The sequence below is a fragment of the Micromonospora sp. NPDC047074 genome (assembly GCF_040643815.1).
GTDB lineage: Bacteria > Actinomycetota > Actinomycetes > Mycobacteriales > Micromonosporaceae > Micromonospora.
On the sequence record NZ_JBEYVB010000005.1, the window covers coordinates 270,503 to 287,370 of the forward strand.

Below are 16,868 nucleotides of genomic sequence, written 5' to 3' on the forward strand. Positions count from 1 at the left end.
CCGGGGCCCGCCGCGCCGCCCCGGTGGGCCGGCCCGGCGGTGGGCCGACGGTGTCCGCGACGGAAGGTTCGCTGCGGTGACCAGTCCCCGGTTCTTCGTCGACGGATGGGATCCGGCGTACGGCGCGTCGTTCGAGGCCTCCGGGGGCGGTCCCGCCGCGCCGAGCAGCGCCCAGGTCGACGCGGACGCCGAGTTGCCGGCCGTGGACTGGCGGGCCATCGGGCCGCGCGCCGGGGTCCGCTCCCCCGCCGTGGTGCTGCTCGTCGACGGGGTACGCCGGATCGACGCGAGCGTCTGGACGGCGGAGGACGACGGCACCTCCTTCCCCGGCCTGGCCGCGTCGTACGCCGCCGGGGTGGTGCGCTGCGACCTGGAACGTGGCGCGGCGCAGCTGGCCGGCGCGCGGGTCGGCCGGGGGCTGTTCACCGCGAGCCCGTCGGCGGTGGACGTGGTGGCCGGCAGCGTCCGCTACCCGGTGCACCGGGTCAGCGGCACGGGCGAGCTGAACAAGCTCCCGGCCGCGGTGCAGGGCCCGCTGACCGCACTGGAGGTGGAGGTCTCCGGGGCGGCGCGCACGGACGGCGACCTGCTGGTGGTCGACGGCCCGCTGCGCAACCGGCGGCAACTGCCGCGCACCCTCGGCTACATCAAGACGCAGCACAGCCAATATCTGGACGCCCGGCTGACCGCCGTGGTCACCGCCCTGGCGGCCGGGGAGCGCTCCCCGGTGTTCAAGCTCGGCACCGCCTGGGGCGGCTGGTCGTGGTATCTGCGGCTGCCGGTGGCCGTCGGCGCCCCGTGGGCGGGCATCGTCCGGATGGAGTGCTCCGCCGAGCTGAGCATCGACGAGGCGGTGGGCCTGGCCGACCTGTCGCTGGTCACGCTGCCCCGGTTCGCCTCCACCCCCTACAAGGATCCGCGGGCACCACAGAACCTCATCCCGATCGCCGGCCTGGAGCGCCGGCTGCGGGCGCTGCTCGGCGACGCGCGCCTGCTGCACCGGGTGCTCACCGCCGCCGCCCGGGCGCGGCGCTGATGGGGCGCAGGCGGGCGGCCGACACGGTGGCCGCGCCGGTGGACACGGGTCGGGCCGAGCTGGTGCCGGATCCGGACCGGCCGGGCTCCTGGACGCTGCTGCTGGACAGCGCCCCGCAGTCCCACGTGGACCTGGCCGACCCCACCCACCTGGAGTTCGAGTACGTCCGGCGGCTGGCCGCCGCGATCGACCTGGTGGCCCCGCCCGGCGCGCCGCTGCGGGTGCTGCACCTCGGCGGCGGGGCGCTGACCCTGCCCCGCTACGTGTCGGCCACCCGCCCCGGCTCCACCCAGCGGGTGGTCGAGCTGGACGGCGCGCTGGTGGAGCTGGTCCGGCGCGCCCTGCCCTGGCCCGCGGATCCCCGCCTCAAGGTACGGGTGGGCGACGCCCGTGCCGTGCTGGCGGCCAGCCGGGACGCCAGCTACGACGTGGTGGTCGCGGACGTCTTCGCCGGCGCGCGCACCCCGGCCCACCTCACCTCGGTGGAGTACGCCGCCGAGGTGGCCCGGGTGCTGCGGCCCGCCGGTTTCCACCTGGCGAACGTCGCCGACGGTCCGCCGCTGCGCCACGCGCGGGGGCAGGTCAGCACGGTCCGGTCGGTGCTGCCCCGGGCCTGCCTGGTCGGCGACGCGGCCGTGCTGCGGGGGCGGCGCTACGGCAACCTGGTGCTGGTGGCGGGCCGGGTCGAGCCGCCGGTGCCGGAGCTGAGCCGGCGCGCCGCCGGGGACTGGTTCCCCGGCCGGGTGCTGGCCGGCGAGGAACTCGACCGCTTCGCGGGCGGCACCCCGGTGGTCCACGACGCCGACGCCACCGATTCGACCCCGCCGCCACCCGGGATCTTCTCCGTGCGCCGCTGACCCACCCCCGCCCGCTGACCCGCCCGGCCCGCCCTCACCGCCCTGCCCCGCCGCCTCCACCGGCCCGCGATCTTGCACTTTCGGCCCCTGATGTGCGGCTTTTGTGCGCTCTGGGCGGGCAGGAACTGCAAGATCGACGCGGGGAGGGCGACGCGGGGAGGGCGACGCACGCGCCGGGGTGCCGCCGGGCGGGTGGCGGCGGTCAGCGGGGCGGGTCGTGGCAGCATGTGCGGGTGACCGGGACCGAGCCGACCGCGCGTCGGGTGCTGCGCCCGCCGGCCGGGTACCGGCTGGCCGCGTCGGTCCAGGCCCTGACCTTCAGCCCGTACGACCCATGCGCGCGCGTCGCCGCGGGCGTCTTCTGGTGGGCCACCCGCACCCCGGACGGGCCGGCCACCCTCGCCCTGCGGCCGGTCGGCACGGACCTGCTCGCCGAGGGCTACGGCCCGGGCGCCGGCTGGGTGGTGGCGCGGGCGGACGCGGTCGCCGGGCTCCGCGACGACCTCGCCGGGTTCGTCGCCCTCGCCTCCGGTCACCCCGTGGTGGCACGGCTCGCAGCCCAGCACCGGGGGCTGCGGATGCCCGCCACCGGCCAGGTCTTCCCCCGGCTGTTGCGGGCCGTGTTCGAGCAGAAGGTGACCGGCAAGGAGGCGTACCGGGCGTACGCGGCGACGGTGCGGCACTTCGCGGAGGCGGCGCCCGGGCCGGCGCGGCTGCTGCTGCCACCGGATCCGGCGGCGGTGGCCGCCACCCCGTACTGGGTGTTCCACCCGTTCGGCGTGGAGCAGCGGCGGGCCGAGACGCTGCGCCGGGCCGCCGCCGTCGCCGACCGGTTGGAGCGCTGCGCGGACTCCGCCGAGGCGACCCGCCGGCTCACCGCCATCGCCGGCATCGGGCCGTGGACCGCCGCGGAGGTGGTCCGGATCGCGTACGGCGACCCGGACGCGGTCAGCGTCGGCGACTTCCACGTGCCGAACACGGTGGCCTGGGCCCTGGCGGGGGAGCCGCGTGGCGACGACGCCCGGATGCTGGCCCTGCTGGAGCCGTTCCGGGGGCACCGGGGGCGGGTCTGCGTGCTGCTCGCGGCCGGCGGGGTCCAGGCGCCGAGGTACGGCCCCCGGATGCCACTGCGCTCCTTCGCCCGCTTCTGAGCCGGCAGCCGGGGCCCGGTCAGGGGCGGGCGCAGAGGCGGCGCAGGGTGCGGCCGAGCCACCACGCGTACGCGTGCTGGAAGGCGCGACCGGCGGGCCCGGCCGCGCGCATGAGCCAGCCGGCCGGCCGGCTGAACGCGACCACCTCGAACCAGATCCGGTCGGCGGCGTCGCGGCTGACCACGAACGCCTCCTCGCCGCGCGCCGGGTGCCCGGGCAGCGTGCCGTACCCGAAGCCAGCCCGCCGCCCGTCGTCGACGGCCCAGACCACCTCGCAGGGCGCGGCCAGCCGCAGCGGGCCGACGCCCAGCCGGGAGACCACCCGCACGCCGGGCGCGGCCCGGTCGGCGTCGGCGTCGATCCGGATGCCGGCCGCCCGGTGCAGGCGCCAGCCGAGGATCGCCGCGCCGGCCGCCGGGAAGCACGAGTCGGGCAGCCGGACCCGGTGCCGCACGTGCCGCCAGCCGGGCGGCAGCTCGCCGGTCTCGGTGGCGCCGACGTGCGGATAGGTCGGTGCCGGCACGGCGTACCCCCATGGTTCGACGGGACGCCGCCAGCCTACGGGCGGGCGGTCCGCCCCGGCGGCTGTGGTTGGCTGTCGGCGTGACCACCGAGCCGCGCATCGCTCCCGCCGACGTCACGGACGCCGGCGAGATCCTCACCGTGCAGCGCGCCGCGTACCTCACCGAGGCACAGCGCTACGCCGACCCGTTCCTGCCCCCGCTGACCGAGACCCTGGAGGAGGTGCGGGCCGCGCTGGCCGGCCCGGCGACGGTGCTCGCCGCCCGGCTCGGCCAGCGGCTGGTCGGTTCCGTCCGGGCGCACGCCGACGGCGACACCGCACACGTCGGCCGGCTCTCCGTCGCCCCCGACCAGCAGGGCCGGGGCGTCGGCGGGCGGCTGCTGCGCGCGGTGGAGGCGGCCTGCGCCGCCCACGTCCGCCGCTTCGCCCTCTTCACCGGCGCCGACAGCGAGCAGAACCTGCGGTTGTACCACCGGCACGGCTACCGGGTGGTCGGGCACCGGCCGGACCCGAACGGCATCCGGCTCGCCCTGCTGGAGAAGGCGGTGGTCAGTCCCGCTCGCAGCGACGCCTGAGCCCGTCGGCCTCCATCCGCAGGTAGCGGCGCGTCAGGTCGCCGTAGAGCCAGCCAACGGGCCCGGCCAGCGGCCCGGACTGCGTCAGCACCAGCTCGACCCGGCTGCGCCCGTCGGGCAGCGGCAGCACCCGGTGCTCGCCGAGTGAGGTCACCCCGGGGGCGCGCGAGACCCAGGAGAACGACTCCCCCTCGGTCAGCTCGGTGCACCGCCACACCGCCGGTCGCAGCTTCGGCTGTTCCAGCCGGGCCGTGGCGCCCACCGCGAGCGGCCCCGGTTCCCCGCGTACCGCCCGGCGCACCGAGGGCGTCCACTCGGGCCACCGCTCGACGTCGACCAGCACCGCCCAGACCCGTCCGGCCCCGGCGGCCACCTCCGTACCGGCCTCGAACCGCATCGTGACTCCTCCCCGGGCGGCGCCCGCCGCCACCGTCCGTTCCGACGATGTTGCCCCGCCGATGGTGACGGCGGCGTCCGGGGCCCGGCCCGCCGCCGCCGTCGGGGTCGCCCCGCCGCCGGTCAGGCGGCCTCGCGCAGGTCGGCCAGCCCGAGGGGGGTACGCCGGCGCAGCAACTCCTCCAGCTCCGCCACGGTGCCGACCTCGCCGAGCACGTCCTTGCCGCCGCCGAACCGGCTCGGGTACCGGCGCACGAGCCGGTACCGGTGCCGGCCCTTGATCATCTCGACGCTCACCCGCCACCGCCCGCAGCACCCGCAGACCCACTCCGACATCCCGCGAAAGTAGCTCTGACCTGCGATTTTCCGATCCGCCCGGCCGGGCACGAGCGACGCGCGGGCGGACACGCCGCCCGCCTACCGGCCGTGATCTGTCTCACCACTGTCGGTGCTGTCTGGTTGACTGGTCGCCGTGAACCTGCCGATCAGTCCGCCCGTCGAGCCGATGCTGGCCAAGAGCGTCCCGCGGATCCCCACCGCGTCCGGGATGACCTACGAGCCGAAGTGGGACGGCTTCCGCTGCATCGTGTTCCGCGACGGCGACGAGGTGGAGCTGGCCAGCCGTGGCGGCAAGTCGATGACCCGCTACTTCCCCGAGGTGGTCGAGCAGGCCCGCCGCCAGCTGCCCGAGCGATGCGCGGTCGACGGCGAGCTGATCGTGATCCGGCGCGACGGCCCGGGCGGGCAGCCCCGGCTCGACTTCGAGCTGCTCGCCCAGCGCATCCACCCGGCCGCGTCCCGGGTCGCGCTGCTGGCCGAGACCACGCCGGCCGACTTCGTCGCCTTCGACCTGCTCGCCCTCGACGACGAGACGCTGCTCGACCAGCCCTATCCCCGGCGTCGGGCCCGGCTGGAGTCGGCGCTTGCCAAGGTCCGCCCGCCGGTGCACGTCACCCAGGTCACCACCGACGTCGACACCGCGCACCGCTGGTTCGACGTCTTCGAGGGCGCCGGCCTGGACGGCCTGATCGCCAAGCCGGCCGACCTGCCCTACGAGCCGGGCAAGCGGCTCATGTTAAAGGTCAAGCACGCCCGCACCGCCGACGTGGTGGTGGCCGGCTTCCGGTGGCACAAGTCCGGCCCCGTCGTCGGCTCGCTCCTGCTCGGCCTCTACGACGACGACGGCGTCCTGCACCACGTCGGGGTGAGCGCCTCGTTCACCATGGCCCGCCGCGCGGAGCTGCTGGAGGAGCTGGCGCCCTACCGGGACGTCGGCGACGAGCACCCGTGGGTGCACGGCGACCACGAGCGCGGCCAGCGCCTCCCGGGCGGGGTGAGCCGCTGGACGGGCACCCGCAACCTCGAGTGGGAGCCGCTGCGCCCCGAGCTGGTGGTCGAGGTCGGCTACGACGCCATGGAGGGCGACCGGTTCCGGCACACCGCCCGGTTCGTCCGCTGGCGGCCCGACCGCGAACCGCAATCCTGCCGCTACGACCAGCTCGACCGGCCCGTACGGTTCGATGTGGACCAGGTGCTGCGTGGCGACCCGACGGTGACCCTGGGGTCCGCCGCGGGCCCGGCGTAGCCTGGCCGTCGACTCGATCACGGAGGCTCGCTCGTGACCCGCACTCCCGACCGGATCCGCCGGTTCCGGCTCACCGTAGCCGGCCTGGCCGCCGCCGCGCTGGTGGCCGCCGGCTGCACCCTTCCGGCGATCGCGCCCCGGACGGACGGCGCGGGCAAGGCCGCCGCCGTCGGCACGGCCCCCACCTGGCGGGCCTGCCCCGAGGTGGCCGAGGAACTGGTCGGGCGGGGCGCACCCAACATGCGCTACGAGTGCGCCCGGATCAAGGTGCCGCGCGACTGGGGCACGGGCAACGGGGCCACCGCCGGCCCGGGCGCCGGGCAGACCTTCGAGATCGCGCTGCTGCGGGCCCGGTCGACCCAGCAGCGCGACCGGATCGGCTCGCTGGTGCTCAATCCGGGCGGGCCTGGCGGCTCCGGCGTGGACACGGCCGTCTACCTCTCCTTCGGCCCGGCGTTCGGCGGCCTGCCCGCCTCGGTCACCGACCGGTTCGACATCGTCGGCTTCGACCCGCGCGGGGTGTCCCGCTCCAGCCCGGTCAAGTGCATCCCGGACGCCGACCTGGACGCCAGCTTCGGCTCCGACCCAGACCCGGAGAGCCAGGAGGCGTTCGACGCGTTCGTCGCGCTGTCCGAGCGGATCGGGCGGGGCTGCGGCGACCGCTACGGCGACCAGTTGCCCCTCTACGGCACCGAGCAGGCCGCCCGGGACATGGACGCGGTCCGGGCCGCCGTCGGCGACGAGAAGTTGACCTACCTCGGCTACTCCTACGGCACCCTGCTCGGCGCCACCTACGCCCAGCTCTATCCGCAGCGGGTGCGAGCGCTCGTGCTCGACGGCGCGGTCGACCCGCGGCAGGGCCTGATCGCCGGCTCGGAGAGCCAGGCCAAGGGCTTCGAGCGGGCCTTCGGCAACTTCACCACGTGGTGCGCGGCGAACGCGGGGCGCTGCCCGATCGCGCCCGACGCCCGGGCCGCGGTCACCTCGGCGATCGACAAGGCCCGGGTGTCGCCGGTGCGTGGGGACGACGACCGGGAGGCCACCGCCGGCTGGGTCTTCTACGCGATCATCTCGTCGCTCTACACGGAGTCGGGGTGGCAGGAGCTGGCCCGGGCCATCGACAAGCTGGAGGGCGGCGATCCGGAGGACGTGTTCCGCCTCGCCGACGCCTACGCCGACCGGGACGCCGACGGGCACTACTCGAACATGTTCGACGCCAACCTGGCGGTCAACTGCGCCGACGAGGAGGAGAAGCCGAGCCGGGAGCGGATCCGCCAACTCCAGTCGCAGTGGCGGGCGAAGTATCCGCTGTTCGGGCCGGCCCTGGCCGTCGGCCTGCTGTCCTGCACCGAGTGGCCCGGTGGGCGCGACCCGTACCCGACGGGCCGGGCCGACGGGGCGCCGCCGATCCTGGTGGTGGGCACCACCGGCGACCCCGCGACGCCGTACGAGCAGACGGGCACGCTGGCCGCGATGCTGGGCGTGGGCCGGGTGCTCACCTGGGAGGGCGAGGGGCACACCGCCTACCCGCAGACCTCCTGCATCACCGAGGCCGTCGACGCCTATCTGATCGACCTGACCGTGCCCAGGGAGGGGCTGCGCTGCCCGGCCCGCTGACCGGCGCGCCCGGCCCGCTGACCGGCCGCTCCGGTGGCAGGTCGGGCAGGTCGATGCCCTGCCGGGCGGCGATCTCCTCCAGCAGTGCCCGCATCCGGCGCACGTCGGCCTTGAGCTGCTCCTGCTCCTCGTGCTCGAAGGCGTCGTCGTCGACGATGAGCTGGCTGGCGAAGTGCGCGGTGATCAACGGGATGACCAGCAGCACCATGGTCGAGATCAGCAGCGCGGCGAGCGTACGCCCCTGCCAGCTCACCGGGGAGATGTCGCCGTAACCGACGGTGGAGGCGGTCACGACGGCCCACCAGACCGCGTCGGCCGCGCTGCGGTTCTCCACGTGGCCGTAGATGACGCCGGCCACCACGATCATCAGCAGGTAGGAGATGATCAACGTCCGGGGTGAGTTGGCGAACCAGACCAGCCCTCGATAGATCCACTTGAACGGCAGCAGCAGGACGTCCATGGGAAGTCATGGTGCCCCCACCGACGGGTCCTGCCCACCCCCCATCGGGCCTGCTCTCTGTGCCACGCTGACGGCATGAGCGACGTGATCTTCCGCGCGGCCGTCCGGGCCGACCTGCCCGGCGTGCTCGCGCTGCTCGCCGACGACGTGCTCGGCAGGAACCGCGACTTCACCGAGGTCGACGCCGCGTACGAGAAGGCGTTCGCCGACATCGACGCCGACCCACGCAACGAGCTGATCGTGGCCGACGCGGACGGCGAGCTGCTCGGCTGCATGCAGCTCACCTACATCCCCGGCCTGGGCCGGCACGGCGCGCAGCGGCAACTGATCGAGGCGGTACGGGTGCGCTCCGACCTACGGGGGCAAGGGCTCGGCCGAAAGATGATCACGTGGGCCGTAGACCAGGCGAGGCAGCGTGGCTGCGCCCTGTCCCAGCTCACCACCGACAAGACCCGCCACGACGCCCACCGCTTCTACCTGAGCCTCGGCTTCACCCCCACCCACGAGGGCATGAAACTCCCCCTCTGACCCACCCCTCTGACCCTCCTCCCCGCCCTGCCCCACCCCACCCCGCCCCCTCACCCCACCCCCGCCTCGTCGATCTTGCACTTGGCGCCCCCACTTTGGGCGCTATGCGCCTTTCGCCGGGGCATCAAGTGCAAGATCGACGGGCCGGGCCGGGGCGGGGAGGGCGGGCGGGGAGGGAGGGGGGCGAGGGGAGGCAGCTGGGTGGTTAGGGGATCAGGTGGCCGTCGCGGAGGGTCAGGACGCGGTCGGCGAGGTCGATCAGGGCGGAGTCGTGGGTGGCGACCAGGGCGGTCATGCCGCGGGCGTGCACGACTGCCCGGAGCAGGTCCATGATCGACCGGCCGGTCTCGGAGTCGAGCTGACCGGTGGGCTCGTCGGCGATCAGCAGGTCCGGCTCGTTGGCCAGGGCCCGCGCCACCGCCACCCGCTGCTGCTGGCCGCCCGAGAGCTCGTACGGCCGTTGGGCGGCGTGCGCGCCGAGGCCGACCAGCTCCAGCAGCATCGCCACCTGCTCCTCCCGCTGGGCCGCCGGGACCCGCGCCAGCCGCAGCGGCACCCCGACGTTCTCGGCGGCGGACAGGATCGGCACCAGCCCGAAGGTCTGGAAGACGAAACCGATCGTTCCGCGCCGCAGTTCCAGCAGCTCCCGTTCGCCGACGCCGGTCACCTCGCGCCCGGCCACCACCACCTGACCGGAGTCGGGCCGGTCCAGCCCGCCCACCAGGTTCAGCAGGGTGGTCTTGCCCGCCCCCGAGCGGCCGCGTACGGCGACCAGCTCGCCCCGACCCGCCACGAACGAGACATCCCGTACGGCGTGCACGGCGTGCTCGCCGCGACCGAACGTACGGCTGATTCCCGTCACCCGGACCACCTCGTCGGTGACCGCGACACCGGCCGCCGCCCCGCCGGCAAGGGGTGCACCCGCCGCCGCTTCGGGGGACCGCCCGTCCCGCACCGCGTCCCGCTCGCTCATCGTCCCGTCCCGTCGTGTTCGGCGCGGTCGACCGCCTCGACCGCGCGGTACCGGCTGATTCCCCGCCCACTCATCGCGTCGCCTCCGGCTCGTCGGATGCCCGGTCGCCCGGCCGCACCTGGACGTGGTCCGGCTCCAGGTTGAGCCGCACCCGGTCGCGCAGCGACAGCGCGTCCACGAACTGCGCCGGCAGTTGCATCCGGCCGCTGCGGTCGAGCACGGCGTACTCCTCGCTGACCAGCTCGGTGCTGCCGTCCTCGCCGACGCGCGCGGTACGGCGTACCTCGGAGGCGGTCCGGCCGTCGCGGATCGCGACTGTCCGGCGGACCTGGGTGGCCACGGCATGGTCGTGGGTGACCACCACGATGGTGACGCCGAGTTCGGCGTTGATGGTGCGCAGCGCCCCGAAGACGTCGGCCCCGGTCGCCTCGTCCAGCTCACCGGTCGGCTCGTCGGCGAAGAGCACCTCGGGGTCGTTGGCCACCGCCACCGCGACCGCGCACCGCTGCTGCTCGCCACCGCTGAGCTGCCCGGGCCGCCGGTCGGCGCAGTAGCCCACGCCGACCAGGTCGAGCAGTTCCCGGGCCCGCTCGCGATGGGCCCGCCGGCCGCCGCGCCGCCCGGCGAGCCGCATCGGCAGCTCGACGTTCTCCAGCGCGGTCAGGTACGGCAGCAGGTTGCGGCTGGTCTGCTGCCAGACGAACCCGACCATCTTCCGGCGGTAGCTCAGCCGCCGCCGGTTGGAGAGGTTGAGCAGGTCGTAGTCGCCGACCCGGGCGATCCCGGCGGTGGGGGTGTCCAGCCCGGAGAGGATGTTCAGCAGCGTCGACTTGCCGGAACCGGAGGCACCCACGATCGCCACCAACTCGCCCCGGTCGATGACCAGGTCGAGCCCCTGCAACGCGACCACCTCCACCCCCTCGGTCTTGAAGATCCGGACCAGCCCGTCGCAGACGAGGTGCCCGCGCAACCGGTCCCGGCCACCGGCCCGCTCCGCCGCACGCTCGGCAGCCCGCTTCTGCAGGGCGGCCAGGTCCGGCACGGCGGTGGTCTCCGCGGTAGCGGTCATGTCAGCTCTCCTCTCCGAGCCGGAGCACCTCGCCGAGGCGCATCCGGCGGTTGTTCAGGGCCTCGACGGCGACCGCGAAGCCGAGGGCGACCGCCCCGAGCGCGACGACCCCCGCCGCCAGCCCGGGCTCGAACGCCACCCGGACCGCCACACCGTCGGTGAAGGCGGACAGCCCGAGCACGGGGGTGAGCAGCAGCGGCAGCACCGTGCCGACCAGCGCGCCGGTCACCACCGAGACGCCCACCAACGGGGCGAGTTCCACCAGCAGCAGCCCGCGCCACTGGCGCCGGGACAGGCCGAGGGTACGCAGCCGGGACAGCACCTGACCCCGCTCCCGGGCGCCGGCGAGCACCGTGAAGGCGATCGCGAGCAGGCCGAACGCCGTACCCCCGGCCGCGCCAGCGACGAACCCGAAGGCGAGCACCCCGTTCGCACCGCCCTCGCCGACCTGCCGGCGGGTGTCCGCGAAGGTCAGCACCTCCACGCCGCGCGGGCGCTCCCCGCCGGTGACGGTTCCGCCCGTCTGGAAGCGGGACTGCCCCGCGTCGCCGGCCCGGCGCAGCGCCTCGGCGTCCAGCCCGTCGCCGACGACCAGGAAGCTGGTCGGCACGGCGGCGTAGTCGCGGCGGGGCAGCGCCTGCCAGGGCAGCACGACGAAGCGGCTGCTGTCCGCGCGGAGCAGCGGGAAGTCCTCGACCTGCTCGGCGACCCGGAACTCGTACCGCTGGCCCTGGGCGCTGACGAAGGCGGAGCCGGCCAGGCCGGCGGCGGCCAGCTCGGCGGCGACCGTCGGAGACACGACCGCGGGCAGCGGACCGGTTCCCCCGGCGGGGGTGCGCAGCGCCGCCGGCACCGTCACGTCGACGCCGGCCTGCCCGACCATCCGGGCCAGGGCGGGGCCGTCGACCATGAGCACGGTCACCCCGCCGAGCCGGGCGTCGGTGCCGATCGCGTCCTTCGACAGGCGCTGGCCCGCCTCGTGCAGCACCGGGCTCGCGGCGCGGACCCCCGGCAGCCGCTCCAGCTCGGCACCCGTGTCGGGGGCGATCCGCTCCCCCACGATCAGGGCGTCGGCGGGGACCGCCCGGCTGGCGGCCCGGTCCCGGCTCGCCTCGATCCCGGCGGCCGTCACCGCGCAGAACGCCGCCGTCGCGATGGCCAGCACGACGACCACCAGCGGTACGGCGACGACGGACCGGCCGGCCCGGGCGGTGCCCAGGAAGGCGACGCTGCCCCGGGCCCGGGCCGCGAGCCGGCTGACCAGCCGCAGCGGCCACGGGTACACCCGCATCGCGACCACCGCCGCGGCGACGGCCAGCAGCACGGGGACCGAGACCAGCAACGGGTCGACCTCCCCGGGGGTGAGGCCGCGGCGGCGCAGCAGCACGACCGCGAGACCCGCGAGGACCAGCAGGCCCGCCTCCACCGTGAGCCGACGCGCGGTGGGGCGCGACCGGACCAGGTCACGCCGCCCGGAGCCGCCGGTGGACACCGCGAGGGTGGCCACCGGCAGCGCCGACGCCACCAGGACGGTTGCGGCCACGGCGAGCCACAGGGTCTTCCCGGGCGCCCCGGGGGCGAGACCGCCGAGCAACCAGCCCAGCGCGGCGGCGGGCGGCACCACCAGCAGCGCCTCGGCCAGGCTGCGGCCCGCGTTCGCGGTGGCCGACCCGCCCCGGGCGCGCAGCAGGACGTACTCCGCCCGGCGCCGGCGCACCAGCAGCCCGGCGGCCAGCACGACAAGGCCGGCCAGCGTGGCCAGCACGCCTGCGGCGATCACCCCGAGCACCGTCCGGGCGCTGTCCACCTCGGCCGCGAACTCGCGCAGCGGGATGTCCAGCCCCTGCAGGACGTCCCGGCCGGCCGCCTCCCGGGTCATCTGCTGGAGGCCGTCGATCACCTGGTCCAGCTCGCGGGCGTCGATCCCCTCGGCACCCACGCGGTAGCGCCAACTGAACGACACCGGCCAGCCGGCGGCGGCGTGGCGGTCCAGCGCGGCGCCGGCGACGACGCCGACGATGACGAAGGGTTCGCCGTCCCCCTCCGGTTCGCCGATCCGCAACAGCGGCGGGAGGCCGTCCCAGAACCCGTCGGTGGCGTCACGGGGCTGGAAGAGGCCGACCACGGTGATCCGGGTGGAGGGCGGGGAGTCGGAGGTGAGCGGCTCCGGCGCGGCGAGGGTGAGCCGGCTGCCGAGCCGCAGGTTCAGCTTGCCGGCGACGTCGGCGGCCAACGCCACCTGCACCGGCTGGTCCTTCGGCGCGTGGGCCGGCCAGCGCCCCTCGACCAGCGTGCCGGCCTCCTCGATCCCGGTCACGGCACGGAGACCGAGGTCCACCAGGAGGTTCTTCGCCGCCAGGTCCGGGCCCCGCAGCCGGGTGACCGCGGTGTCCGCGGCGAACCACCGCTGTTCGACCAGCCCGCGTACGGCCGGCGGCATGCCGGCCTCCAACGTCGCCAGGTCACCCTGGCGCGTGGCCACCGGAGAATGGCCGTCCCTCTTCGCGAGGAGCGGCCCCGTCGAGTACGTCACGTCCCGCTGCTGCGGCGGCACGGCGCCCAGGTGGGCCCGCAGGCCCTGCTGGGAGTGATCGTTGACGATCCTGGGCACGCCGCTGATCACCAGCGTGGCGACCAGCGTCAGCCCCGCGAGGAGCAGGAACTGCCCGCCGTACGCCCGCACCCGGCGGGCGACCGCCCCGACGCTCAGCACGTGCCGTCTCCGCTCCTGCTCGTCCCTACGCTCCACCCGGTCACCGGTCTCCCCCGATCCGCAGCTGCGCCACGGCCACCCGCTGCCGGATGCCGAGGGCGATGAACGCGCTGAAGGCGAGTGCCGCCAGCAACAGGCCGAGCGCGGTCAGGCCGATGGGCAGCCACGGCAGCACGAAGGCCGCCTCGGGCACCGGCCGCCCCGCGGACGGCGTGAGGATGACCAGCGGGGCCATGGTCGCGCCGACCGCGGCGCCCAGCAACAGGCCGACCCCGACGCCGATGCCGGCCAGGAAGGTCTGCTCGGCCAGCAGCGCCCGGGCCAGCAGACGAGGGCTGGCGCCGAGCGTGTGCAGCACGGCGAACTCCCCGAGCCGGTGCCGGGCGGTCGCCCAGACGTCGACGATCAGGCCGACCAGGGCCAGCAGCACCGAGCCGAGCGCGGCGGCGAGCAGCCCGGTGCGGGCCCCCTGCCAGTACGGGTCGCCGGCGGCCCGCTCGGCCACCACCTGGCGGTCGAGCAGCGTGGTGCCGGCGAGGTCGGCCGCGGCCCGGGCCGCCTCGGCGTGGCCGGTGCGCTCGGTGCCCAGCCACCACTCCGACACCGGCCGGATCCCGCCCCGGTCCCGGATCAGCCAGTCCATCGCCGCCGGCAGGTCCAGCAGCACGCCCTCCCCGGCGGTGGACGGCACCGCGTCCAACTCGCCGACCAGCGTGACCGGCAGCGTCGCGCCGGAGAGCACGAGATCGACCGTGTCCCCGGTCTTCAGGCTCAGCGCGTCGCGTACCGCCGGGGTCATCAACGCGGGCACCGACCGGTTCTCGCCGGTCGGGACCACGGCGAAGCGGCTCGGCGGCTGGAACGCGAACCGGCCGCCCGCCCGGTAGTCGACCTCCCAGTCGGCCGTGAGTCCGGCGGCCGTGGCCGACGCGCCGACCGGTTTGCCCCGGCCGTCGGCGGCCACCCACCCGCCGTCCAGCGACACCGGTCGGGCCGCGCCGTCGGCGCCAGCCAGTCGCAGGTCCGACACCTCCACGCGGTACGCCCGGCCACGCGCGCTCCCGCCGTCCACCTCGAAACCGGACAGTCGTAGGGCGCCTTCGCCGGCGGGAACGGCGACGGTGAACGGCGCCGGCCGGCCGTCGCTGCCGCTGTTGCCCGCCGGAAGCCGGAAGGCCAGCCCGTCCGCCCGGGTCAGCAGCACCCAGAGGCCGATCCGGTGCGGCGTGACGGCGTCCCGCACGGGGGTGCGCACGGTGCCGGCGATCGACCGGGTGCCGGCGGGCAGTTCGACGCCGGTCGGCGCGGCGCGTGCCCGGGTCATCCGGTCCAGCAGCACCGGCAGCGCCTCGTCGGCCAGCCGCTCGTCGAGGCGCAGCACGTCGGCCGCGGCGGCGGCGTCGAGGCTCACCACCGTGGTCGGCAGGTCGGCGCGGCCGAGGCGGATGTCGTCCCGCCACGCCGGTAGCGCCGCGTCGACGGCGGGCAGCGCGGCGAGCTGACCCGCCCGGCCGTCGGGTGCCGCGCCGGTGCGCTCGACCACCCGCAGGTCGGCGCCGACCGTGTGGTCGGCCTGGTCGGCCTGCGACCGTTCGCCCGTGGTCACCAGCGACCAGGCGAGGGTGCTGCCGCCGACGGCGAGGGCGAGCAGCAGCACCGGGCCGGCGTGCGGACGCCGCCCCGCCTGCCACATGCCGAACATGGTCGCGATCCACGGCCGGCGGTCCACGAACCGCTCGGCGAACCGGGTCGCGGGCGGCAGCAGTCGCAACGCCACGACCGCGCCGGCGAGCACACCCAGCGTCGGCGCGGCGACCAGCAGTGGGTCGACCCCGAGCCGCCCGCCGGCACCGGTGACCGGCGACGAGTACTGGCGCAGCTGCGTCCAGGCCAGCACCGCGAAGCCGACCAGCACCAGGTCGAGGCTGGCCCGTTGGACGCTCGCGGCGCGGGTGGGACGGGACCGGGCCGCCATGTCGGCGACGTACGTGTCGGCCGCCCGCAGCGTCGGGGCGACCATCGCGACCAGGCAACCGGCGGCGGTGGCCGCCGCGGCGGCCCACACCAGCGTCGTGTTGCCGGTGGAGAGCGCCAGTGGGGCCGCACCACCGGTGCCCACGTGCCGTAACGCCTCGCCAGCGATCAGCGGACCCAGCACGCCGGCGGGCAGGACCACAAGGGTCGCCTCCCGGGTCGCCAGGCCGGCGAGTTGCCGCCGCGCGGCGCCCCGGGCCCGGAGCAGGGCCGTCTGGCCCCGCCGGTCCTCGTGCAGCAGGGCGGCGACCAGCACCAGCGCGTACCCGCCGAGGACCACGATCAGCAGCAGCGGGGTGGCCAGGGAGGATCGCCCCACCAGGTCGGCCCGGGTAACACGGTCGAGCAGCCCGTCCATCGCCGTGACGGCCTGGCCCGAGGAGCCCAGCCCGGCCGCCTCGGGCACCTCGGCGAGGGTGCTGCCCAGCGCCTGCCGCAGATCGAGCAGCCTGCCCGCGTTGGCCACCGCCGCGAGGTCCGGCTCGACCACCCAGGACGCGGACACCGTGCCCGGGTAGGTGGCGACGAAGTCCGCCGGGTCCAGCGCGAACGGCCCGTACGACGTACCGGAGTCCGCGACGCTGCCGGCACCGACCCCGGGGGCCAGCCGCCAGTACGGGTCGGTCGGGTCGCGGGGCCGCCACGTCCCGACGAGCACCACGGTGCTGGGCCGGTCGGACCGGCGGTCGAGCATCGGAACCTGGTCGCCGGTGGCCATGCCGAGCGCGCCGGCCACCTTCTCGGGCAGCGTCACCTGCACCGGGGAGGCCCCCGGGGTGGGCCAGGCGCCGCTGGTGAGTTCCGCGTGGGCGGCCAGGTCGTCGATGGTCGCCAGGTTGGCGAAGATCGGGTCGTCGTCCTCCCGGACCACGGTGCCGAGGTCGCCGGTCAGTTCGCGGCCACCGCCGTACCGGGCGACGCCGACGGTGAACGGCACGCCGCCGAGGCCGGCGGTGAACCCGTCGCGGACGGCCCGGTCCCGGGTGGCGAACTCGGCCGCGTCCCGGCCGGCCGTGCCGCTCACCAGGAGGCTGCGCTCCTCGAACGACGCTCCGGTGAGCAGGGCACGCTGGCCCGCCTCGACGGCCCGACGGTTGTAGTCGGAGAGCCCGGTGACCAACGCGACCGCCACCAGGGCCGCGACCCCGGCGGCGAACAGCAGCCCCCGCGCCTCGCGGGCCCGCCTCCACACCAGCTTCATCCGATGCCCTCCCCTGGCCCCGGTCGGGCCGACGATCAGGGAGAGCGGCGACGGGTCGGGAAAGGTTCGCGCCCGTTACATGATCGTTATCCGACGGCTGGCGCTCGGCCGGGCCGCCGGCAGCCCGGGTACCGGTCGACGGGGTGGCGG

Annotated in this window: 15 protein-coding genes; 7 read left to right on the forward strand and 8 right to left on the reverse strand. The window is 76.0% G+C overall.

Features of this window, described 5'->3' with window-relative positions; translation table 11 throughout:
* Nucleotides 1-76: 76 nt before the first annotated feature.
* The 3 genes from ABZ809_RS11175 to ABZ809_RS11185 all read left to right on the forward strand — a co-directional run bounded on the left by ABZ809_RS11175 (nucleotide 77) and on the right by ABZ809_RS11185 (nucleotide 3,044).
* Nucleotides 77-1,036 (forward strand): hypothetical protein, encoded by a 960-nt coding sequence (locus ABZ809_RS11175; protein ID WP_357562322.1) that lies wholly within the window; start codon nucleotides 77-79, stop codon nucleotides 1,034-1,036.
* Entirely contained in the window at nucleotides 1,036-1,893 is an 858-nt protein-coding gene (locus ABZ809_RS11180) for a fused MFS/spermidine synthase (protein ID WP_357562323.1), read from the forward strand. Before ABZ809_RS11175 ends, ABZ809_RS11180 begins: the two co-directional genes overlap by 1 nt.
* Before the next feature lie 233 nt (nucleotides 1,894-2,126).
* Nucleotides 2,127-3,044, forward strand: a complete 918-nt coding sequence (locus ABZ809_RS11185; RefSeq protein ID WP_357562324.1) for a DNA-3-methyladenine glycosylase 2 family protein — start codon at nucleotides 2,127-2,129, stop codon at nucleotides 3,042-3,044.
* A gap of 19 nt (nucleotides 3,045-3,063) precedes the next feature.
* On the opposite strand, the gene ABZ809_RS11190 is transcribed toward ABZ809_RS11185, so the two are convergent.
* Nucleotides 3,064-3,567, reverse strand: a complete 504-nt coding sequence (locus ABZ809_RS11190) for a DUF1990 domain-containing protein (protein WP_357562325.1) — start codon at nucleotides 3,565-3,567, stop codon at nucleotides 3,064-3,066.
* Between the two features lie 80 nt (nucleotides 3,568-3,647).
* On the opposite strand from ABZ809_RS11190, the gene ABZ809_RS11195 reads away from it, so the two are divergent.
* A complete protein-coding gene (locus ABZ809_RS11195; RefSeq protein WP_357562326.1) occupies nucleotides 3,648-4,142 on the forward strand; it encodes a GNAT family N-acetyltransferase in 495 nt (164 codons plus the stop codon).
* On the opposite strand, the gene ABZ809_RS11200 is transcribed toward ABZ809_RS11195, so the two are convergent.
* Complete coding sequence (locus tag ABZ809_RS11200) at nucleotides 4,117-4,539, reverse strand: SRPBCC family protein (protein WP_357562327.1); 423 nt, start codon at nucleotides 4,537-4,539, stop codon at nucleotides 4,117-4,119. The two genes, ABZ809_RS11195 and ABZ809_RS11200, sit on opposite strands and share 26 nt — an antisense overlap.
* 122 nt (nucleotides 4,540-4,661) lie before the next feature.
* The gene (locus ABZ809_RS11205) at nucleotides 4,662-4,874 is read right to left on the reverse strand and encodes a hypothetical protein (protein WP_357562328.1); all 213 of its coding nucleotides are present in this window, start codon (nucleotides 4,872-4,874) and stop codon (nucleotides 4,662-4,664) included.
* 136 nt (nucleotides 4,875-5,010) lie between these two features.
* Between ABZ809_RS11205 and ABZ809_RS11210 the strand changes: the two genes are divergently transcribed.
* Together ABZ809_RS11210 and ABZ809_RS11215 are read left to right on the forward strand one after the other, a co-directional pair.
* Nucleotides 5,011-6,123 carry an ATP-dependent DNA ligase gene (locus ABZ809_RS11210; protein WP_357562329.1) on the forward strand — a complete coding sequence of 371 codons (1,113 nt, stop codon included), beginning with the start codon at nucleotides 5,011-5,013 and terminating at the stop codon, nucleotides 6,121-6,123.
* Between the two features lie 54 nt (nucleotides 6,124-6,177).
* Nucleotides 6,178-7,740, forward strand: coding sequence for an alpha/beta hydrolase (locus tag ABZ809_RS11215; RefSeq protein WP_357562372.1), 1,563 nt, complete (start codon nucleotides 6,178-6,180; stop codon nucleotides 7,738-7,740).
* On the opposite strand, the gene ABZ809_RS11220 is transcribed toward ABZ809_RS11215, so the two are convergent.
* Nucleotides 7,667-8,200 (reverse strand): ion channel, encoded by a 534-nt coding sequence (locus tag ABZ809_RS11220; RefSeq protein WP_357562330.1) that lies wholly within the window; start codon nucleotides 8,198-8,200, stop codon nucleotides 7,667-7,669. The genes ABZ809_RS11215 and ABZ809_RS11220 overlap by 74 nt on opposite strands.
* A 75-nt stretch (nucleotides 8,201-8,275) precedes the next feature.
* On the opposite strand from ABZ809_RS11220, the gene ABZ809_RS11225 reads away from it, so the two are divergent.
* A complete protein-coding gene (locus ABZ809_RS11225; protein ID WP_357562331.1) occupies nucleotides 8,276-8,728 on the forward strand; it encodes a GNAT family N-acetyltransferase in 453 nt (150 codons plus the stop codon).
* A gap of 205 nt (nucleotides 8,729-8,933) precedes the next feature.
* On the opposite strand, the gene ABZ809_RS11230 is transcribed toward ABZ809_RS11225, so the two are convergent.
* The 4 genes from ABZ809_RS11230 to ABZ809_RS11245 all read right to left on the reverse strand — a co-directional run bounded on the left by ABZ809_RS11230 (nucleotide 8,934) and on the right by ABZ809_RS11245 (nucleotide 16,718).
* Nucleotides 8,934-9,701, reverse strand: coding sequence for an ABC transporter ATP-binding protein (locus ABZ809_RS11230; RefSeq protein WP_357562332.1), 768 nt, complete (start codon nucleotides 9,699-9,701; stop codon nucleotides 8,934-8,936).
* 70 nt (nucleotides 9,702-9,771) lie between these two features.
* Complete coding sequence (locus tag ABZ809_RS11235; protein ID WP_357562333.1) at nucleotides 9,772-10,770, reverse strand: ABC transporter ATP-binding protein; 999 nt, start codon at nucleotides 10,768-10,770, stop codon at nucleotides 9,772-9,774.
* Between the two features lies 1 nt (nucleotide 10,771).
* On the reverse strand, nucleotides 10,772-13,519 hold the full coding sequence (locus tag ABZ809_RS11240) for an FtsX-like permease family protein (RefSeq protein WP_357562334.1): 2,748 nt from the start codon (nucleotides 13,517-13,519) through the stop codon (nucleotides 10,772-10,774).
* 4 nt (nucleotides 13,520-13,523) lie between these two features.
* Complete coding sequence (locus ABZ809_RS11245; RefSeq protein ID WP_357562335.1) at nucleotides 13,524-16,718, reverse strand: ABC transporter permease; 3,195 nt, start codon at nucleotides 16,716-16,718, stop codon at nucleotides 13,524-13,526.
* Between the last annotated feature and the right edge of the window lie 150 nt (nucleotides 16,719-16,868).